Source organism: Humisphaera borealis (assembly GCF_015169395.1).
Taxonomy (GTDB): domain Bacteria; phylum Planctomycetota; class Phycisphaerae; order Tepidisphaerales; family Tepidisphaeraceae; genus Humisphaera; species Humisphaera borealis.
The window spans coordinates 1,486,347-1,504,288 of record NZ_CP063458.1 but is presented as its reverse complement, the minus strand read 5'-3'; the positions used below and the strand labels follow the sequence as shown (position 1 = coordinate 1,504,288).

At 61.4% G+C, this 17,942-nt stretch carries 14 protein-coding genes; 11 read left to right on the top strand and 3 right to left on the bottom strand.

Annotated features, from left to right (window positions below):
• The first annotated feature begins 135 nt into the window (after positions 1-135).
• The 8 genes from IPV69_RS05575 to hisG all read left to right on the top strand — a co-directional run bounded on the left by IPV69_RS05575 (position 136) and on the right by hisG (position 10,266).
• Positions 136-1,080 carry an alpha/beta hydrolase gene (locus IPV69_RS05575; protein WP_315853150.1) on the top strand — a complete coding sequence of 315 codons (945 nt, stop codon included), beginning with the start codon at positions 136-138 and terminating at the stop codon, positions 1,078-1,080.
• An 81-nt stretch (positions 1,081-1,161) separates the two neighbouring features.
• Positions 1,162-2,499 carry an ABC transporter ATP-binding protein gene (locus IPV69_RS05570; protein ID WP_206293928.1) on the top strand — a complete coding sequence of 446 codons (1,338 nt, stop codon included), beginning with the start codon at positions 1,162-1,164 and terminating at the stop codon, positions 2,497-2,499.
• A gap of 302 nt (positions 2,500-2,801) precedes the next feature.
• A complete protein-coding gene (gene nusA / locus IPV69_RS05565) occupies positions 2,802-4,352 on the top strand; it encodes a transcription termination factor NusA (protein WP_206293927.1) in 1,551 nt (516 codons plus the stop codon).
• A gap of 204 nt (positions 4,353-4,556) precedes the next feature.
• A complete protein-coding gene (gene infB, locus IPV69_RS05560; RefSeq protein WP_206293926.1) occupies positions 4,557-7,571 on the top strand; it encodes a translation initiation factor IF-2 in 3,015 nt (1,004 codons plus the stop codon).
• Positions 7,572-7,638: 67 nt separating this feature from the next.
• The gene (locus IPV69_RS05555; protein WP_206293925.1) at positions 7,639-7,920 is read left to right on the top strand and encodes a DUF503 domain-containing protein; all 282 of its coding nucleotides are present in this window, start codon (positions 7,639-7,641) and stop codon (positions 7,918-7,920) included.
• Positions 7,921-8,064: 144 nt separating this feature from the next.
• Entirely contained in the window at positions 8,065-8,514 is a 450-nt protein-coding gene (gene rbfA / locus IPV69_RS05550; RefSeq protein WP_206293924.1) for a 30S ribosome-binding factor RbfA, read from the top strand.
• A gap of 144 nt (positions 8,515-8,658) precedes the next feature.
• Positions 8,659-9,276 (top strand): hypothetical protein, encoded by a 618-nt coding sequence (locus IPV69_RS05545; RefSeq protein WP_206293923.1) that lies wholly within the window; start codon positions 8,659-8,661, stop codon positions 9,274-9,276.
• A gap of 96 nt (positions 9,277-9,372) precedes the next feature.
• Positions 9,373-10,266, top strand: a complete 894-nt coding sequence (hisG, locus tag IPV69_RS05540; protein ID WP_206293922.1) for an ATP phosphoribosyltransferase — start codon at positions 9,373-9,375, stop codon at positions 10,264-10,266.
• A 52-nt stretch (positions 10,267-10,318) separates the two neighbouring features.
• Here the strand turns inward: hisG and pgeF are convergent, their stop codons facing one another.
• Positions 10,319-11,134: a peptidoglycan editing factor PgeF gene (gene pgeF, locus IPV69_RS05535; protein ID WP_206293921.1), complete on the bottom strand. Its 816-nt coding sequence runs from the start codon at positions 11,132-11,134 to the stop codon at positions 10,319-10,321.
• A gap of 84 nt (positions 11,135-11,218) precedes the next feature.
• On the opposite strand from pgeF, the gene coaD reads away from it, so the two are divergent.
• Positions 11,219-11,782: a pantetheine-phosphate adenylyltransferase gene (gene coaD, locus IPV69_RS05530; protein ID WP_206293920.1), complete on the top strand. Its 564-nt coding sequence runs from the start codon at positions 11,219-11,221 to the stop codon at positions 11,780-11,782.
• Between the two features lie 54 nt (positions 11,783-11,836).
• Here coaD and IPV69_RS05525 read toward each other — a convergent pair whose 3' ends face one another.
• On the bottom strand, positions 11,837-13,702 hold the full coding sequence (locus IPV69_RS05525) for a tetratricopeptide repeat protein (RefSeq protein ID WP_206293919.1): 1,866 nt from the start codon (positions 13,700-13,702) through the stop codon (positions 11,837-11,839).
• A 365-nt stretch (positions 13,703-14,067) separates the two neighbouring features.
• On the opposite strand from IPV69_RS05525, the gene IPV69_RS05520 reads away from it, so the two are divergent.
• Complete coding sequence (locus tag IPV69_RS05520; protein ID WP_206293918.1) at positions 14,068-15,006, top strand: type II secretion system protein; 939 nt, start codon at positions 14,068-14,070, stop codon at positions 15,004-15,006.
• A 109-nt stretch (positions 15,007-15,115) separates the two neighbouring features.
• Here the strand turns inward: IPV69_RS05520 and IPV69_RS05515 are convergent, their stop codons facing one another.
• A complete protein-coding gene (locus IPV69_RS05515) occupies positions 15,116-15,829 on the bottom strand; it encodes a nitroreductase family protein (RefSeq protein ID WP_206293917.1) in 714 nt (237 codons plus the stop codon).
• A gap of 487 nt (positions 15,830-16,316) precedes the next feature.
• On the opposite strand from IPV69_RS05515, the gene IPV69_RS05510 reads away from it, so the two are divergent.
• On the top strand, positions 16,317-17,894 hold the full coding sequence (locus IPV69_RS05510) for a sensor histidine kinase (RefSeq protein ID WP_206293916.1): 1,578 nt from the start codon (positions 16,317-16,319) through the stop codon (positions 17,892-17,894).
• The last annotated feature ends 48 nt before the right edge of the window (positions 17,895-17,942 follow it).

Genomic DNA, 17,942 nt, shown 5'->3' with positions numbered 1-17,942 from the left:
TGTGGCTGGAGGAATTAAACGACCGATAGTGGCAGCATCCGTCCGCGACCCTTAAGGTTAGTCGCCGTTCGAATGCTCGAAGTGTGCGTCTTGTAAAGATCACGTAAGGACGCCCGCCGCGACTGCACTCCCTTTATGTCTAACCTCGCTAGCCATGTCGTTGACCCACGCCGTTCAGCGTTGCAGGGATCTCTACTCGGCGGTTCCCTGTTCAGGTCGGACTGGGTCGCCACGGGAAATCAACGACTCTTTCATCGCCATTGGAGGCCCGCTGGCGACGTGCACTCACGACTTCTGATCCTCCACGGCTACGGCGATCACTCGGGCCGATTCGCGCATGTCATGCAGTGGTTCGCGGAACGCGGCGTCGCATGCGAGGCGTTCGACTTTCGAGGCCATGGCCGATCCAGTGGCAGGCGGGGTTATGTGTCGCGATGGCAGGAGTTCCTCGACGACCTGAAGTCGATGCTGTCGGCGTCGCACCAGAACGCCGGCCGAGACGGCTACCTCGGCCGCCCGATGTTCGTGCTCGGGCACAGCCATGGCGGGCTCGTGGCGGCCACTGCCGGGACGGACGGTGTTTTGAACCCCCCGGAGATTGCCGGTGTCATCCTCACCGCGCCGTATCTACGACCGGCCACTTCGCTCGGACCTCTCTGGACGGCAATCGCGGCCGTCACAAACATCCTTGCTCCATCGTTGAGGGTGGGCAGTGGCCTGTCGGCCGACATGATGACCAGCGATGCCGGAATGATTGAAGACTCGCGCAATGACACGCTGCTTTTGCGGGCAGCGACGCCGCGATGGTATGCAACGACGCTGCGAAGGCAGCAGCAAACGAGCGCGAATGCGGCCCGGTTTAAACTGCCGCTCCTCTGCTTGCATGGCGACGCCGACCGCGTCGCCGACGCTTCCGCCGCAAAAGCATTCGTCGAAGGCACGTCAAATCCCGACAGGTCCTTCGTCTTGCTTGCCGGTCAGAAGCACGAAATCCTGCGCGAGGTAAACCGGGAAGCCTCTTTTGAGCGAATCTTCGATTGGATGCGACGAAGTAGCCAAGTCGCCGTCACCGGCATCTGACCAGGATCTCTTCTCGTCCAATCGCTACGGACATTTGTCGCCATGGTGAACAGATGCCTGGCACCATAGAATCGCGACCTCATGGCCGCCGTCGAACTATCGCACATCACCAAGACCTATTCCGGCGGGGTTACTGCGGTGGACGACCTATCGCTGTCGATCGAGGATCACCAGTTCGTCGTATTGGTCGGCCCGAGCGGTTGCGGGAAGAGTACGACCTTAAGACTCATCGCCGGTCTCGAAGAGGCTGATACTGGGAGAATCTCCATCGGCGGCCGCGACGTTACGGACATTGCTCCGAAAGATCGTGACATCGCGATGGTTTTTCAGAACTATGCGCTCTACCCCCATATGACTGTCTATGGGAATCTCTCGTTCGGTCTTAGGCTCCGCAAGATGCCGTCGCTGTTGAAGCGATTGCGGCATCCGTCCCAAGCCCGGCAGATCGGGCGGGACATCGACGAGCGGGTCAAGCGTGTTGCCGACCTGCTCGACATCCGATCGCTGTTAAACCGCAAGCCGCGGGAACTTTCAGGCGGGCAACGCCAGCGCGTGGCGGTGGGGCGGGCGATCGTGCGCGAGCCGGCGGCGTTTCTCTTTGACGAGCCGCTCTCCAACCTCGACGCCCGGCTTCGACTGACGACGCGGGCCGAACTCAAACGACTCCACCAGAAACTCCGCACGACGACGGTTTATGTGACCCACGACCAGGAAGAGGCGATGACCCTCGGCGATCGGATCATCGTGATGCTCAATGGAAAGGTACAGCAGGACGGCCCGCCACTTGAACTGTATCACCGACCCCGCAACCGCTTCGTCGCCGGTTTCATCGGCATGCCGCCAATGAACTTCATTGAAGGTCATCTCGAAGCGACCGAGAATAGCCCGAAACTGAGCTTCGTGGAGTCTGCGCCATCCGGGCGTAAATCCGTTGGCGGCACCGGTGACGGGTTGACCTACCCGACAAAAGGCTTTACTCTTATACTTTCTCGCGACGCTGCGCCGTCAGGCGGAGTGCCGTCGAGTTGGGTCGGCAGGAAGGTGATCATGGGTATACGCCCTGAGCACCTCTCTCTTCGACCCTTTCGGGCTGACGACGGGTCGGTCGTGTCTCAGCCGCTGCAAATGCGGTTGACGCTGATCGAGCCCATCGGCAGCAGTATTGATCTCTACCTGCAATCTGCCGGCAATGATCAGATCGTTGCGCGGGTGGATGCGGCGAACGGGCTGGTATCATCGGGACCGTCAAGTCCCGGCGAGACCTCCGGTTTGACGCCGCAGCTAGGATCGCTGGTGACCGTCCATGTGGATGTTCGCCGGATCCATTTATTCGAGCCCGAAGACACCGGGATGAACCTGAGTCTGGAAACAACCCCTTCCGGACAGCCCACCACCGAGTTGGCCCATGCTATGGCATAAAGCGCATGGACAACATCGAGTGGCGGAAGCGAGTCGTCGAACGACGGCCGCACCGAGACCCCTGAAAAGGGAGGTCGGGGCGGTCGGATAACGACGACCGCTGCCGGCAAATCCCTGTCCCGGATATTCCGGGATGCGGACATGCCGACGCTACAGGTTCTGCCGAATGTGTGCCGCTCGAACAGAGCGGTTTTTTGTTTGTGGTTGCCGAGGGCAGGGTCCGGATGACGGACCGGTTTGCGACGTCAGCAGATAATTGAATAGCGCTGCAAAACTGAATAGCGCGGAGAGAACGAGGAGCTATGCCGAACCCGGAATTGATTCGTATCGTCGACGGAATCGCACGCGACAAGGCGATCGAGCGCGAACAGGTCTACACGGACATCGAACAGGCCGTCGCGTCGGGCCTTCGTAAGCACTTTAACACAGAAGACACCACCGAGTTCGGCGTCACCCTCGATCGTACGACCGGCGACATCTCTGTCGCCCGCCAGGGACAGGTTCTCCCGCTTTCGGTCATGGGGCGAATCGGTGCGCAGACTGTCAAGCAGGTCATGATCCAGCTCATCCGGCAGGACGAGCGCGGCGCGATCTACGACGAGTACCAGAGCAAGGTCGGCCAGATCGTCACGGGCACGGTCGCCCGTTTCGAAGGCCCGACGATGATCGTCAACCTCGGTCGCCCCGAAGGGATCATGCCGCGCAGCGAGCAGATCCCCGGCGAGCAGCATCAGGTTGGCGAGCGCATCCAGGCGCTGATCATGGAGGTTCGGGATACGCCCAGTGCGATCAAGATCATCCTGAGCCGCAGCCATCCGGAACTCATCCGCCGGTTGTTCGAACGGGAAGTACCGGAAGTCGGCGAGCGAACGATCGAAATCAAGGCTCTGGCTCGTGAGCCGGGCCACCGGACGAAGATTGCGGTCAGCTCGATCGATACCAAGGTGGACGCCGTCGGGGCATGCGTTGGTGTCCGCGGCAGCCGCATCAAGAACATCGTCGAAGAACTCGGCGGCGAGAAGATCGATATCGTCCGTTGGAACGAATCGTCACAGATTCTGATCTCCAACGCGTTGAAGCCGGCCGAGGTAACAGAAGTCTCCCTCTGCTTCGAACTGGGCCGCGCCACGGTGGTGGTGAACGACGACCAGTTGAGCCTGGCGATCGGCAAACGCGGGCAGAACGTTCGCCTTGCGGCCCGGCTGACGGGCTGGGACGTGGACATCCTGACGCCCAAGGAGTTCCAGGAAGGTACCGCTCGGCTTCATGCGACGCTCAAGACGATTGAAGGCGTCACGCAGGACATGGTCGACAAGATCATTGCGATGGGCCTGATTGATGTCCGCGACGTGGAAGAGGTCGGTGCAGAACCACTGAAGGAAGAACTTCAGCTGGAAGAGGAACTGGCTGTTATGGTCGTCGAACGCTGTGGCGAAGAAGCCAAGCTGGTCACGATCGAACAGGAAGCCAAGAAGGCTGCCGATGCCCGGGCCCGTGCATCCGGTGCATCGTTCTTCGGGAACGCGCCGGCGGTGGAAGCTGCCGCAGGCGAACGTGGGATTGACGGTTTGGCGACGGCCGCTACATCGCCGGCCGAATCTGTCGAAGCCGCCACCGAAGAGCCCGCCGGCGAGAGCGACCGGATGCCGGGTGCCAATGAAGCAACCGAGGGTGCTTCGCCGGAAGTGGTCGTGCACGACATGAGTTCGACGACGCCAGAGGATGCGCCGTCGCCGGAAGAGGCGGCGATGCAGGGCATGCCAAAGCATTCCCCGGCCGGCCCGGTGCTGACCGACGAAAATGAAGACAGAGCCGCGCTGGCCCAGGGGCGAGAGCCCCCGTCGGCCGAGTGACAGCGGCGACACGAAAAGAATGCCATCGTTCCGTCGGTTCATGCGAGCCTCCGGCGTTGGCGAACGTAATACCAAGATCGGCGCCTTTGCTCCGCCTTGAAATGCACCGACACCGGCTTGCTTGCCGTGTCTGGGCGTCAGGGGCGGACGATGGATCAGAGCCCGCGCCGGGCGCGGTCGGCTGGTTGGTCTATATCAACCATCATGCCCGGACCGCAGATTGGTGTACTCCTGGAGGCCGGTTTGGCTGCGACGAAGAAAGGTATCCGCGTCAACGAGCTGGCTAAAGAGCTGGGCGTTGAAAGCAAGGCGATTCTCACCAAGCTCCGCGACGAGGGACTTGGCGATCAAGCGCCCAACCACCAAAGCTCCATCTCCATCGGATTGGCGACAACCATCCGTGAGTGGCACGCCGACGGTGCGCTTTCGGGGGGCAGTGGCTCGACCGCGACGGCAACTGCCGTCGAGGAACCGCCCGCCAAACCCAAGGGCAAGCGTCCTCCGCCGCCGCGCAAGCGCAAGGCCGGCGAGGAATCCGACCCCGAGGGTGGTTCTCCGGCAACTTCCGAAGGCACGGCGAGCGGCGAAGAAGAAGCCGCCGGCGACCAGCCAGATGCCTCACCGGCACCGGTTGAAAAGCCGGTTGCACCGGCAGTCCGCCCGCAGCAGCCCAAGAATGAGACTCCTGCTCCCGTCAAGCCAACGGTCAGCACGTCCGCGGCAGCGCCGGCGCTCCCGGCAGCGGGGACCATCCCCGTCGCACCGCCTGCTCAATCATCGCCGGCCTCTGCACCCGCGGCCCCGGTGACGCCGTTCGTTGCCCCTGCTCAGCGTCCCGCAGCCGGGCCCGGCAGCAATGCTCCCCACGGCCCCGGCCGCGCTCCCAGCGGACTTCAGCCCCCGGCACAGCGTCCGACGGTCACAATCGGCTCGACGAAACTCGCCGGTACGGTGGAACGTCGCCCGGTTACCGTCGCCCCTCAGCTCAACGCAACGATGCTGAAGCCGGCAACGATCCAGGGCCCTCGCGTGATCCGCGAGGAGAAGCCCGATGTCGTTGCGGCGCCGCGCCCGCGCGGCCCCCGAGGCCGCGAAGAAGGCGGCCCCACGACCGGTTACACCACAGCCCGCCCGAGCACCGGCCGGGGTGTGAAGGTTACCGTCGAGGACGAAGACGAAGCAGCAAAGAAGAAGGCGGCAGCCAAGAAGACCAGCCTCTCTGGTCGCCGGCGTGGCATTGACGGTCGTCGCGGCGAGGCCGACGAACGCCTCAAAGAGTTCAGCGATGCCGATCTCGCCGAGCGAAACTTGCGTCTGTCGCATGCGGCGAAATATGTGCATGGCGTCGGCCAGCAGATGGATCGCGCCAGCCGACAGGGCAAGCAGCTCATCGCCCGCACGGCGGCCCAGACCGGCGCCCCGATCTCGATCGAAGAACCGATCACCCCGCGCACGCTCGCTGCGGCGTTGGGTGTGAAGGTCAACGACGTCATCGGCAAGCTGATGCGTCAGCACCGCACACTTGCGACGATCAACCAGTCGCTTTCGCCGGAACTGGCCGGACTGGTCGCGCTGGATTACGGCGTCGATCTGACGATCGCCCAGGCGCAGACGCTGGAAGAACTGCTGGTCGAAGAATTCGGCAGTCGAGCTCCAGTCGAGGAGAACCTTGTGACCCGTCCCCCGGTTGTCACGATCCTCGGCCACGTCGACCACGGCAAAACCAGCCTGCTCGACAAGATTCGCTCTGCCAACGTCGCCGCCGGCGAATCTGGCGGCATCACGCAGCACACGGCGGCGTGGACCGTCGAAATCAAGGGTTCCGACGGACAGTCGAAGCGCGTCACCTTCATCGATACGCCGGGTCACCAGGCGTTCACGAGCATGCGTGCCCGTGGCGCCAACATGACCGACGTGGTCGTGCTGGTGGTAGCGGCTGTCGAAGGCGTCATGCCGCAGACGATCGAGTCCATCAACCACGCCCGCGCCGCCAAGGTGCCGATCGTGGTCGCGATGAACAAGATCGACCGCGCCGACGCCAACCCCGACATGGTCCTCGGCCAGCTTGCTGCCCAGGGACTTAATCCCGTCGAGTGGGGTGGCGATACCGAAGTCATTCGCACCAGCGCCCAGACCGGCCAGGGCATTCAGGAACTGATCGAAATCCTGGACTACCAGGCCCAGTTGCTGGACCTCAAGGCCGATCCGCACGCCCCGGCCCGCGGTACCGTCATCGAAGCGCGGATCGATCAGGGCCTCGGCTCGGTCGGTACGATGCTTGTGCAGGACGGTACGCTGAAGGTTGGCGATGTCATGATCTCGGGTCAGGGTTACGGCCGTATCCGTACCCTGCTCAACGATCGTGGCGAGTCGATCAAGGAAGCCGGCCCGAGCACGCCGGTCATCGTCAGCGGTTTGAACAACGTCCCCAATGCCGGCGACAAGTTCTATGTCGTTGACGATGTGGACCGTGCCCGCCAGATCGCCGAGGAGCGCGAAACACTCCAGCGGCAGAAGGACCTGGCGGCCAAGAACCAGACGGTCAGCACGGCCGACGCACTGTATGCCCAGATGAAGGCCGGTCAGACCAAGACCATCAACCTCATCATCAAGGCCGACGTACAAGGCTCGGTGGAAACGCTGGTCAAGACGGTCGGCGACCAGAACACCGAAGAGGTCAAGGTTCAGGTCATTCACTCGGCGGTCGGCAGCATCACCGAATCCGACGTCGAGTTGGCGGCGGCAACCAAGGACGTCAACGAGAGCACGGTCATCGTCGGCTTCCACGTCATTCCCGACGAAAAGGCCCGGCAGTTGGCCGAGCAGTTGCATGTCGAGATTCGCACCTACCAGGTGATTTACGAGATCTTCGACGACCTGAAGAAGGCGTTGTCGGGCATGCTCGAGCCCGAAACCCGCGAGAAGTTGCACGGCCATGTGGAAGTGCGGGCGGTGTTCAAGGTGTCGCGGCTCGGCAACATCGCCGGTTGCTTCGTCACGGATGGGCACATCCAGCGCGGCAGCAAGATCCGCCTTATCCGCGGTGGCAACGTCATCACGGAAGACCTCACGATCGAGTCGCTCAAACGCGTCAAGGACGACGTCCGCGAGGTCAAGAGCGGCCTGGAGTGCGGTATCAAGCTCAACGGCTACGACGATATCAAGATCGGCGACGTCTTTGAGGCGTACATCCGCGAGACGTTCCAGAGGACGCTATAGAGTAAGGGTGAAGGTGGAAGGATGAATGAGTTCATCCTTCTGCCTTGATACTTCATCCTTTGATTCAATGATCGTCGGTATCCTTCAGCTCGAGCTTGCCATTCCGGACAGCTTTTCGCTGAAGGATAAGCGGCAGGCGGTTCGGAGCCTGAAGGACCGAATCCGCCGCGGCCATAATGTGTCCATCGCCGAAGTCGGCGCGCTCGACCAGCACCGCCGGGCGATCCTTGCAGTGGCGATGGTGAGCAACGATCAGGCGTATGTGCAAAGCGCCCTCGACCAGCTGGTGAACCTGATCCGGGCGACACCGGCAGTGGGGCTTGATGACTACCAGATGGATTTCCTTTGAATCCAGCATCGGGTACCTCGGTGATGTTTACTGGTGGTTTGAGCACGCCTCTCAGATTTTGCTAGTGCTCTTGATTGCCGGCGGCGCAGGTTTTGTCGTCGCCTTCTGGTGGAAGCGGCGATAGTTAAAGGTAAGTAGAAGAAGATGTCCCGAAGATCAGAAATGCTCGGCAGCACCATCCAGCGCGAGCTGGCCGACTTTATCATGCGTGAGCTCAGCGACCCGCGCCTGCCGACGATCGTCAGCATCACGCGGGTCAAGGTGACGGATGACCTTGAGTATGCCGACGTCTACGTGACGATGATGGCGACCGAAGGCCAGAAGGTTGCCGGGCTCAATGCCCTGAAACATTCAGCGGGCCTGATGCGGACGAGGCTGACTAAGTCGCTGTCGCTGCGACAGGCGCCGTTCATCCGGTTTCATCATGATGAGCAGTTGCAGAAGGAACTGAGCATCCTGGATGTGCTCGAGAATCTGCGCCGGGAACGCGAGGCGACCGAGGCGTCGAACGCACCGCCTGCCGACGACGCGGTTGATGCTCCGGCTGAAACGCAAGCCACCACCGACGCGGCCACGCCCGACGCGAAACCCTGATCCGCCTGGGACGCGACTTGGTCGCCCGTCGTGAAGGCCAGTTGACTGTAATTGTCCGCGGAGTTCCGCGACCACGGGATGGAAGCCCGTGCTACGACCTACCGGGACGCCCGACCCGCTGGAGAAGATCTAATTCCGGACCGAATGAAGAACGCAACCAAACATGCCGAAGAGCTCCGCTCACTCCTGAAGAAACTTCTCAAGGAGCACAAGCCCGAGCCCAAGCCCACCTACGAACCGCTGCAGGCGATGGTTCGCGGTGCGATGAGCTACGACGTCTCCGACGCCCGAGCCGAAGAAGCGATGGTCGTGATCGGCCACGAATTCGTTGACCTGAACGAACTTCGCGTCGCGACCGAGCTCGAAGTCGAAGACATGCTCGGCCAGAAGTTCCCCGGCGTGGCCAAGCGGGTCAGCCTGATCACGACCTGTCTCAACATGATCTTCGAGAAAGAGCACACGCTCAGCCTCGATCGGCTCAAGACGCTTTCCAAGCGTGATGCCCGGCAGTTTGTGAAGGACATGCCCGACATGCATCCGTTCGTCGAGGCATACACGATGCTGTTCGGCTTTGACGCGCATGCGGTTCCGGTCGACGACTCGATCCTGGCCTATCTCAAGGACCAGGAAGTGCTGGAATCGACTGCCACCCTGGAAGAGGCACAGAAGTTCCTCGAGCACGCCGTGAAGAGCGAAGAGCACTACGACCTTTACTCCGCGCTTCGCCGCGTCGCGATGACCGACGGCAAGAAGAAGAAATGACCCTCGAGAGTGCTGAGGTGAAAGTGCTGAGTGCTGAGTGAAGACGGCAATCGGCCCCGCTCAGCACTCAGCACTTTTATCTCAGCACTCATTGCCATGACTGACCGCCTCCCTGAATCAACACTCCGACTCGGTCTGCCCAGCGGATCCCTCCAGAACGCCACCGTCGATCTGTTCGGCCGCGCGGGCTACCGCGTATCGATTGCCGACCGCAGTGTCTTCCCGCGTATAGACGATCCGAAGATGTCGGCGGTGCTGTTCCGCGCACAGGAGATCAGCCGTTACGTCTGCGACAACATCGTCGATTGCGGTCTGACCGGGTACGACTGGATCGTGGAGAACGGCAACGAGAAAGACGTCGTCGAGATCTGCGAACTCGAGTACAGCCGGGCGAGCGTGAACCCGGTCAAGTGGGTGCTGGCCGTGCCGGACGAAAGCGTGGTGCGCACGCCCGAGGAACTCAACGGGGCGATCATCGCAACCGAACTGGTGAATGTCACCCGGAAGTACTTCGAACAGAAGGGCATCAAGGTTACGGTCGAGTTCTCGTGGGGCACCACCGAGATCAAGGCACGCCTGCTCGATGCGATCGTCGACTGCACGGAAACCGGTTCATCACTCCGGGCCAACAATCTCCGGATCGTAGACACCCTGCTGACCAGCACGACGCGGTTTGTCGCGAACAAGAAGGCTTGGGAAACGCCCTGGAAGCGCGAGAAGATGGAGAACATCGCCATGCTCCTGCGCGGCGCGATCGACGCGCGAGCAAAGGTCGGGCTGAAGATGAATGTTCCCGAGGCGTCTCTCGCGGAAGTGCTTCGACTGCTGCCGGCCGAAAAAAGCCCCACGGTCAGTCGACTCGCCGACCAGGCTTGGGTCGCGGTCGAGGTTATCCTGGAAGAAAAGCAGGAACGCGAACTGATTCCGCCACTCAAGCGCGCCGGGGCGACCGGGCTGATCACCTATCCGCTGAACAAAGTCATCGCTTAACCCTTGAATCATCAAGGGTCGCTATCGGAGCCCGGCACCTTCGCATGCGGTTTCAGGCCGCCCCGATGAGTGCCGCCATGCGGCCGGTGACACCATTATCGCGCCTGTGCGAGAAGAACTCGGCTACATCCCGGTATGTGCAGCGATCGCTGACATCGATTGACGATTCGTCGATCCCGGCTGATTTCAACTGTATCTTCAGTGCCGTGCGAAGGTCTATCAGCGCTTTTCCCTGGCCCCCGACAGGCCTGACGATCCTCGCCGCGTCGCCGGCGAAGGTGTCCTCGAACGCGCGAACTACCTCTGGGCCCACCTCGAAGTTGTCGAACGAGATGGAGGGACCGATTGCCGCCGCTATGGGGGTCGAGGCGGAGGCTAGCGACTCCGAGTTGCGGAGTTTCTCAACGGCACGCAGCACAATTCCTGCCACGACCCCACGCCAACCTGCATGCACCGCTGCCACTGTCCGACCATCCACGGACGCGAGCAGGACAGGCACGCAATCAGCCACCCTAACCGCCGCGACAGCGGCGGAGTCCGACGTAACGATCGCGTCGGCCTTCAGGTTGCAATCAAATGCCAGGGCATCGTCGGCCGTCTCGACATGGTCGCCATGAACTTGATGAACGTATACGCGCCGGCGATCGGCCGCGCCGATCGCGCTCTGCAGACGGCGGTAGTTTTCGGCGATGTTGGCGACGTCGTCCTGGACGGGACAGCCGTTGGGATTACCGAGATTCAGCGACGCGAACGGCCCCGAACTCTGGCCGCCGATGCGGGTACTGAACCCATGGGGCGTGCCAATCCGGAATAACCGTTCGGACCGATAGAACACGACGCCGTCCGTGGCGGTGATGCGTTCGAGCATGAACGACGATGATACGCGACGATTCATCAGTGGACATGCCCGTCCGCCGGCCAATAATCGGTCGGCGAGAACCGGAGGAATCGATTGCCCAACACGCACACCCATCCCGCATCCGGGACCGTTCGCCGCGTCGGCGTATTCCCTGGCCAGTTCGATCCGATCACCAACGGTCACCTGGACGTCATTCGCCGCGGCAAGGCGCTGTTTGACGAGTTGATCGTCGCCGTCGGCACCAACCCTGAAAAACGCGAGTTGTTCACGCGCGACGAGCGCGTCAAGCTGATCAAGTCGCTGGTGAAGGACATCCCTCAAGTGCGCGTCGAGCGTTACGCCGGTCTGACGGTTGATTTCGTCAAGCACGCCAGGGCGACTGCAATCCTGAGGGGCATTCGCGACGTGTCCGACCTGCGGTACGAGTTTCAACTGGCTTTGGCCAACCGGGCGGTCGGAGGCGTTGAAACGGTCTTCATCATGGCCGGCGAGCAATACGCACTGACCAGCAGCAGTTTGATCCGGCAGGTCGTCGCCCTCGGCGGTGACATCCGTCAACTGAATGCGGTGCTGCCCGAGATCGTGGTCCAGAAGCTGATCGAGAAACAAAGCAGCCCGGGCTTCGCTCCGCCTGCCGCAGAGCTTCCCACCGGCTGAGGAACACTGTCCACCTTTGGGCAGCGTCGATCGACGTCATCCGGATGCGACAGTTCAGGGCGCCGGCTTGGTCGCCGGAGTCGCGGTCATTCGACGAAGGTCTGCCGAAAGCTGGGCGACGGCTCCGCGATACTGCGGATTCGCCGGATCGAGCCGCAACGCCTGTTCGAACTCACCCAGCGCATCGGCAAGCCGGTTTTGCGACAGGTACAGTGCCGCGAGATTTCGATGCGCCGAGTGCAGATCACTTTGCAGCGCCAAGGCGGCGCGAAAGCGTTGTTCCGCCTGAGGAGGGCGGTTGGAGAGGGCGAATGCGACGCCTTGGGTGTTAACTGCATCGGCCTTCGCGTCCGGTTCTCGCGCGAGTTGCGCCGCCCGTTCGAGCATTGCGATCGCTTCGTCCCACTGCTTCAGTTGCATCAGCACGCCGGCGACGCGGTGACAGAGCCGATAGTCCCCGTGATGATGAGCCACCGCCAACCTGCCATACACGATGGCCTCGTCAGGTTGCTTGTGATCGCTTTTCCATGCAAGCATTCCCGCAAGTCCCACCCGGCTCGTGGGATTGATGTCCAGACATCGGGCAAATAACGTGGGCGAATCTCGCCAGAATCCGAGCTGCCGTATCGTGAGGACACATAGCGTCAGAAGGATGCCACCCGTCACGATCCCCCATCGCCAGAGATTGTCGCTACGCTGGTACGAGAGCCGGGCGGCGATCGCACTCACCACCATGGCAATGCCGAAGAGCGAGAAATAGGCGTATCGATCCGCCACGGTTGAGTAGAGCTGGAAGTCGAAGGGCACCAAGCCGAGCGTCGGCAGTCCGCCGATCAGGAAGATCCACAGTCCGCAGGCGGCGGCTCGATTGGCACGGAAGATCACCACACTCATTACCGCCACGACCAGACAGATCGAGACGCCCAGCCAAGGCATTGCACCTTCGAGCACCATGGTGGGCGTGCGCCCGTAGTCCGGTGCCAGCCCGACCGGCCAGACAACCTTCCCCATGTAGAAAGACAGTGCGTCGCCGGCGATCAGCAGTCGCTGCAACGTTGGCGGTCGGACGACATCCAGTGCGGGTTGGGCATACGAGCTGATGATCCACGACGCAGCGCCGCTCAGAGCGATCCACGGGGCGATCAACCACGCCGACCGCTTGATCTGCACCCGAGACCGGCGCCTTACGATCGCTTCTGCGAACAGGGCGATCAACGGCATGAGCACCATCGATGGCTTGGTGAGCAACGATGTTGCGAACAACAGGGTGGCCAACACGTAGCGCCATTTCCACCGCGAGCCGTCCGCCTTGTCTCGACGGTCGAGCGCTGCCAGAAGCGTCCACCAGGCGGCGAGCCCGAGAGCGACACTTAAGGGCGTGTAGAGCGTCGACGCCCAGCCGACGGCCTCGACCTGAAGCGGATGGACGCAAAACACGACCGCGCCCACGAACGCCGGGACCATTCGGCGTTCGAACAATCTCGACAGGATGAGAAACGCAAATACGGTTGATCCGATGTGGGCGAGCAGGCTCAGCACATGGAACGGCTCTGCCGCGAGGCGCCAGGCAGCCGCTACCGAGGTGATATCGGGCGGGACATATTCGTCGTAGGCGGCGTACGCGGCGATCCCCCACACGCTGTAGAGCACTGGCGCATAGAAGTTACGAAACGGCTGGGTCCAGTAGTGGCCGAGCTTGTCTAGTGACGGCGGGTTGTAGTCGGGATTGTAGACAATCGCGGTCGTGTCGTCCCAATCGACAAAGTCGTTCCCGATCCCACGCCCGAACACCACGCAGGCCAAGACTGCGAGCACCACTGCGGCTGTAACTTCTTTGCGAACAAAGGGATGATCGCCGGCAGCGGCTGCGGCTCCGGGACTTTTTCTGGGTATGCGCCGCGTCGACACACAACGGAGCATAGTTGCTGACGTGGCGGCGGACAATGACCCTGTGCGTGGAGCGGCAAACCCCGGCTCGATGGCAAGCGTACAGCACTTGTCAGAGGAATCGGGTGGGAAAACCCCATGTCAGTTTTCGTTGAAACAATTCACGTTTTTCTCACCCATTTTTCAGAGAAGCTGTATAATCAAGGTTGCGGAGAGTTTGTTCCGAATGTTTATGTCGAATGTAGCGGTGCTGGCGACGTTCGCCGGCCCTCTTTCCTCGCCGCCGATTTTGTTACCCCTCGGTCGATTTCCCAGCGATTCGCTGGACCGGTAATCATCCATACCCTATTTCCCGACCGAGTCGCGACAAAACGCGGCCACCCCGAAAGGAGCTTCATATGAAGCTTGTGTCTCGTAAGGCGAAGGGTTTTACCCTCGTCGAACTGTTGGTCGTCATCGGCATCATCGCACTGCTGATTTCGATCCTGCTCCCGAGCTTGAACCGCGCTCGCGAACAGGCCAACCGGATTAAGTGCGCCAGCAATCTGCGTCAGATCGCTTTGGCCGCCGTCATCTACGCCAACCAGAGCACCCGCGATAACGGCAAGTTCGCGCGGACGTACTACAACCCTGCGGCGGGCCACAGCGTCGATACCAAGGGTGGTAAGGACAAGACGCCAGTTAACAACGCGTTCAGCCTGACTAATGGTCCCGGCCCTGTTGGCGCGAACAGCGTCAGTGGATCCTTCTATCACCTGCTCAAGAGCACGGATCTCACAGCCGAGGCATTCCTGTGCCCGAGCAGCAACGCCACCCGCGCTTACTCCAGCGGTGGCTCGGGTCAGGGCATCCAAGATTTCTCGAACTGGCCCGGCCCTTACCGCGATTACAACTCTTACAGCTACAACTCCCCGTTCGGAAGCACGACCGCTGTTCAGAACGGCTGGAAGTTTGATACTACCCTTAGCCCGGATTATCCATTCGCTGCCGATATCAGCCCTGGCACCTCCGGTACCCCATCGGGTGGCTATGCAAATCCTAACAGCAGCAGCGTGACGGCGGTTCTCTACACCTCCTCTCGCCTTGAAATGGCCCGCGGCAACAGCAACAACCACTCCAACGACGGCCAGCAGGTGGTGTACGTCGACGGTCACGTCGAATGGCAGACCTCGCCATTCTGCGGTATCCCGGTCACGAACCAGCCTTACCGTGATAACATCTACACCAGCGGCCCGGCGACCGCGACTGCCACCGGCTCCGGCAGCAGCGCGACAGGCCTGCCGAATCGTCGCGATGACTCGATTCTGCTTCCCAACGATGACGCGACCGCCCCGTAAGTCGCGCTCACCTCGCCTAGCTCATTGTATCGAGAAGATGCCCGTCCGAGTTTTCGGACGGGCTCTTCTTCTTTCCGCCCAGCATTTCTTTTGCCCCTTAATTACTTCCTCACCAGCGCTCCTGGTGCAACACCGTGTGCACCGGAAGCCGCGTCTTACTTCTGGGGTCGTCAGTGGGATAGCCGACGGCGATCACCATCGTGACGACCTGCGATCGGGGCATTCCCAGAACTCGGCGAACCCGGGCTTCATCGAATCCCTCCATCGGCAGCGTGGCAAGTCCAGCGGCCTCGGCGGCAAGCATGAGGTTCATTGCCGCCAGCGACGTCTGCTTGGCCAGCCAGAACCGCATGTGCACGGCGGGCATTTCCGGAATCGGGCGGAACAGCCGGACGATCGGCAGCAGCGTCGCCTTCCAGAGCAGGTTTAGTCCTACCGGCCCGCGACGAAAACCCAACGGTACGTACTTCCGCAGCAGCGCCTCGTAAGCCGGCTTGAGCGATCCGGCGTTTCGCTCGGACTCGAGCATGGCGTCGAAGTGATTCTCCACCACCCGGCGGTCGCCACTGATCACCACCACTGCGGGCGCATCGGCGACGGAATGCTGGCCCATGCATGCGACGCTTAACTGCTTTCTTCGTGCGCCTTCGGTTACCAGTGTGAAGTGCGTCGGCTGAAGGTTGTAGCCACTGGGTGCCCAATGCGCGATTTCGATGACCCTCATCAGCAATGCCGAGTCCACCGGATCCGGCCGGAACTGTCGAGTCGCCCGACGTGACTTGGCAAGCGTTTCAAATTGATCGAGCGAGGTGGGAGATATCATGGTCGAACACTTTCAATGACTGCCGCGGTTCGGTGGGGCAATGGTAGGCCAGCGACCTCAGCCGCGAGGGTCAATGCGTGTGTTTCCGAAAACCCGGCTTGTGCGGGCTGGTCTTTTGTAAACCCTGAGAGCGGCGGAGGTGCTCACCCCCGTCGATTTCAGCGCCAAATTACCAGAATACACCGCCCCTGAACTACTTTCCGGGCGTGACACATTTCGGGTCGTTAAGCAGCCTCCGTCTTCGGTCGATGACAGGATGCGTTCCTGCTCACACTGCGCCAGTAGGGGACGCGCAGGCATGCCCACCATCGGTCCAACAGATTCACGATCATCGGCACTCGGAAGGCTCTCCGAACGGCTCCCGCCGCTGACCCGTCATACGGGGCTACAAGGCAAGCTCGTACTTTGCTTTCTGGTTCTGCTCGCCGCGACACTCGCCGCAAGCTGTTGGCTGTTTGTCTCCGAAACGCGGGAAAGCATCGACCGAATGTCCGAGCAGCACGCGTCGCAGCTCGCGCAGACGCTCGCGATGGCCAGCGAGCCACCTCTGCGTCGTCTCGACGCCGGAGAGCTGCAGCGCATTGGCGCCGAGCTCATGAAGACGCGGGGCGTGGTTGCCGTTGCATTCTTCGACGCCAACGGCTCCCAGCTGGCTGTTGCGTCGGTTGATCCGGACATCGAACAGGCCGGCCATGCCTACTTCGCCAATCCTCGAGAACGTACTGCCGAACTTGGCGTTCCGACTGCTGGCTGGGCGGCATCGTTGGGTCGCTACGTCGAGTTGACGAGCCCGGTCCGGCAGGTCAGCACTGCAGCGCAATCCTCGATCGACACGGAGCCCATCGGCTATGTGACGATCTGTCTTTCCCAGGCCGAGACGGACGCCCGTGGGCAGAACGTCAGGCTCTCGGTGCTGCTTATCGGGGCTGTCGCGGTGCTCGTCTGCGTGCCCATGATGTACCTACTGGTGCATCACGTCTTTACGCCCATCCGCCAACTCGTCGCCGCGACCCAGCGAATTGCCCGCGGCGAGCTCGAGACCAGCGTCGCCGTCGATCGCGCGGACCTGATCGGAACGCTGGCTCGATCGTTCAACGACATGGTGCATCGAGTCCGCTCGCAGCAGTCCGCACTTGCTGAGAGCAACAGCCGACTTGAAACGGCCAACGCCAGCCTGGCACAAAACAACCACGAACTGGAAGTAGAGGTTCAGCGCCGGACTGGCGAACTCCAACAGGCCAACGAGCGATTGAGGCAGGAAATCGCGGAGAAGGACGATTTCATGCGCACGGTCAGTCATGACCTCAACGCACCTCTCCGCAACATCGACGGGATGGTGTCCATGCTTCTAAACAGGCATCGCGACAGCTTCGATGCGGATGTCGTTCATCGGCTGGAACGCATCCAGAAGAACGTCGAGGTCGAGACGTCGCTCATCGGGGAACTGCTGGAATTGAGCCGGATTAAGACACGTCGGCACAAGATGGAGCCGATCCGGATCGTCGAGGTAGTCCACGAAGTTTCTGACCTGGTCTCGCAGGATCTGGAAAGCCGCGACATCCGGTTCGTCGTCGACTCGGACTTCCCTATTCTGGTGTGCGAGCGATCGCGGATGCGACAGTTGCTCCAGAATCTCGTCGATAATGCCATTAAATACATGGGTCCCGGTTCCGACCCGGCTCGGCTCCGCGCGGCAGGAATCGAGTTGATGTCCGAATGCGCTCCGGGCCAGCTGGTTCGTGAAATTCACGTCGGATGCAGATCCGACCGCGAACATCCGGAGTTCTTCGTTCGCGATACCGGCCTGGGCATTGATCCGGATGACATGAAGGGCCTCTTCCGGGTGTTTAGACGTGGAAAGAGCCCAAGCGTGCAGTGTATCGCGGGCAAAGGCGTCGGGCTGGCCAGCGTCAAGAGCATCGTAGAGACCTACGGCGGCTCCATCCGCGTGGAAAGTCTGGTCGGTGTCGGCAGCACGTTCCGATTCACGATCGATCGGAAGTACCTTTACGTCGGCAGTCTGCCCGATACGGCGAAGGAATCGCCGGGACAGCGGGCGGCGTGAGAAACACGGCGTGACCAAACGGTCGTGACGGAAGCCTCGTCGAGACGG

Excerpts from the sequence above, each read along its gene's own strand:
- IPV69_RS05555 (WP_206293925.1), top strand. The coding sequence starts at position 7,639 with ATGATCGTCGGTATCCTTCAGCTCGAGCTTGCCATTCCGGACAGCTTT.
- infB (WP_206293926.1), top strand. The coding sequence starts at position 4,557 with ATGCCCGGACCGCAGATTGGTGTACTCCTGGAGGCCGGTTTGGCTGCG.
- IPV69_RS05510 (WP_206293916.1), top strand. The coding sequence starts at position 16,317 with ATGTCCGAGCAGCACGCGTCGCAGCTCGCGCAGACGCTCGCGATGGCC.
- rbfA (WP_206293924.1), top strand. The coding sequence starts at position 8,065 with ATGTCCCGAAGATCAGAAATGCTCGGCAGCACCATCCAGCGCGAGCTG.
- nusA (WP_206293927.1), top strand. The coding sequence starts at position 2,802 with ATGCCGAACCCGGAATTGATTCGTATCGTCGACGGAATCGCACGCGAC.
- hisG (WP_206293922.1), top strand. The coding sequence starts at position 9,373 with ATGACTGACCGCCTCCCTGAATCAACACTCCGACTCGGTCTGCCCAGC.
- IPV69_RS05575 (WP_315853150.1), top strand. The coding sequence starts at position 136 with ATGTCTAACCTCGCTAGCCATGTCGTTGACCCACGCCGTTCAGCGTTG.
- IPV69_RS05545 (WP_206293923.1), top strand. The coding sequence starts at position 8,659 with ATGAAGAACGCAACCAAACATGCCGAAGAGCTCCGCTCACTCCTGAAG.
- IPV69_RS05520 (WP_206293918.1), top strand. The coding sequence starts at position 14,068 with ATGAAGCTTGTGTCTCGTAAGGCGAAGGGTTTTACCCTCGTCGAACTG.
- pgeF (WP_206293921.1), bottom strand. The coding sequence starts at position 11,134 with ATGCTCGAACGCATCACCGCCACGGACGGCGTCGTGTTCTATCGGTCC.
- IPV69_RS05525 (WP_206293919.1), bottom strand. The coding sequence starts at position 13,702 with ATGCTCCGTTGTGTGTCGACGCGGCGCATACCCAGAAAAAGTCCCGGA.
- IPV69_RS05570 (WP_206293928.1), top strand. The coding sequence starts at position 1,162 with ATGGCCGCCGTCGAACTATCGCACATCACCAAGACCTATTCCGGCGGG.
- IPV69_RS05515 (WP_206293917.1), bottom strand. The coding sequence starts at position 15,829 with ATGATATCTCCCACCTCGCTCGATCAATTTGAAACGCTTGCCAAGTCA.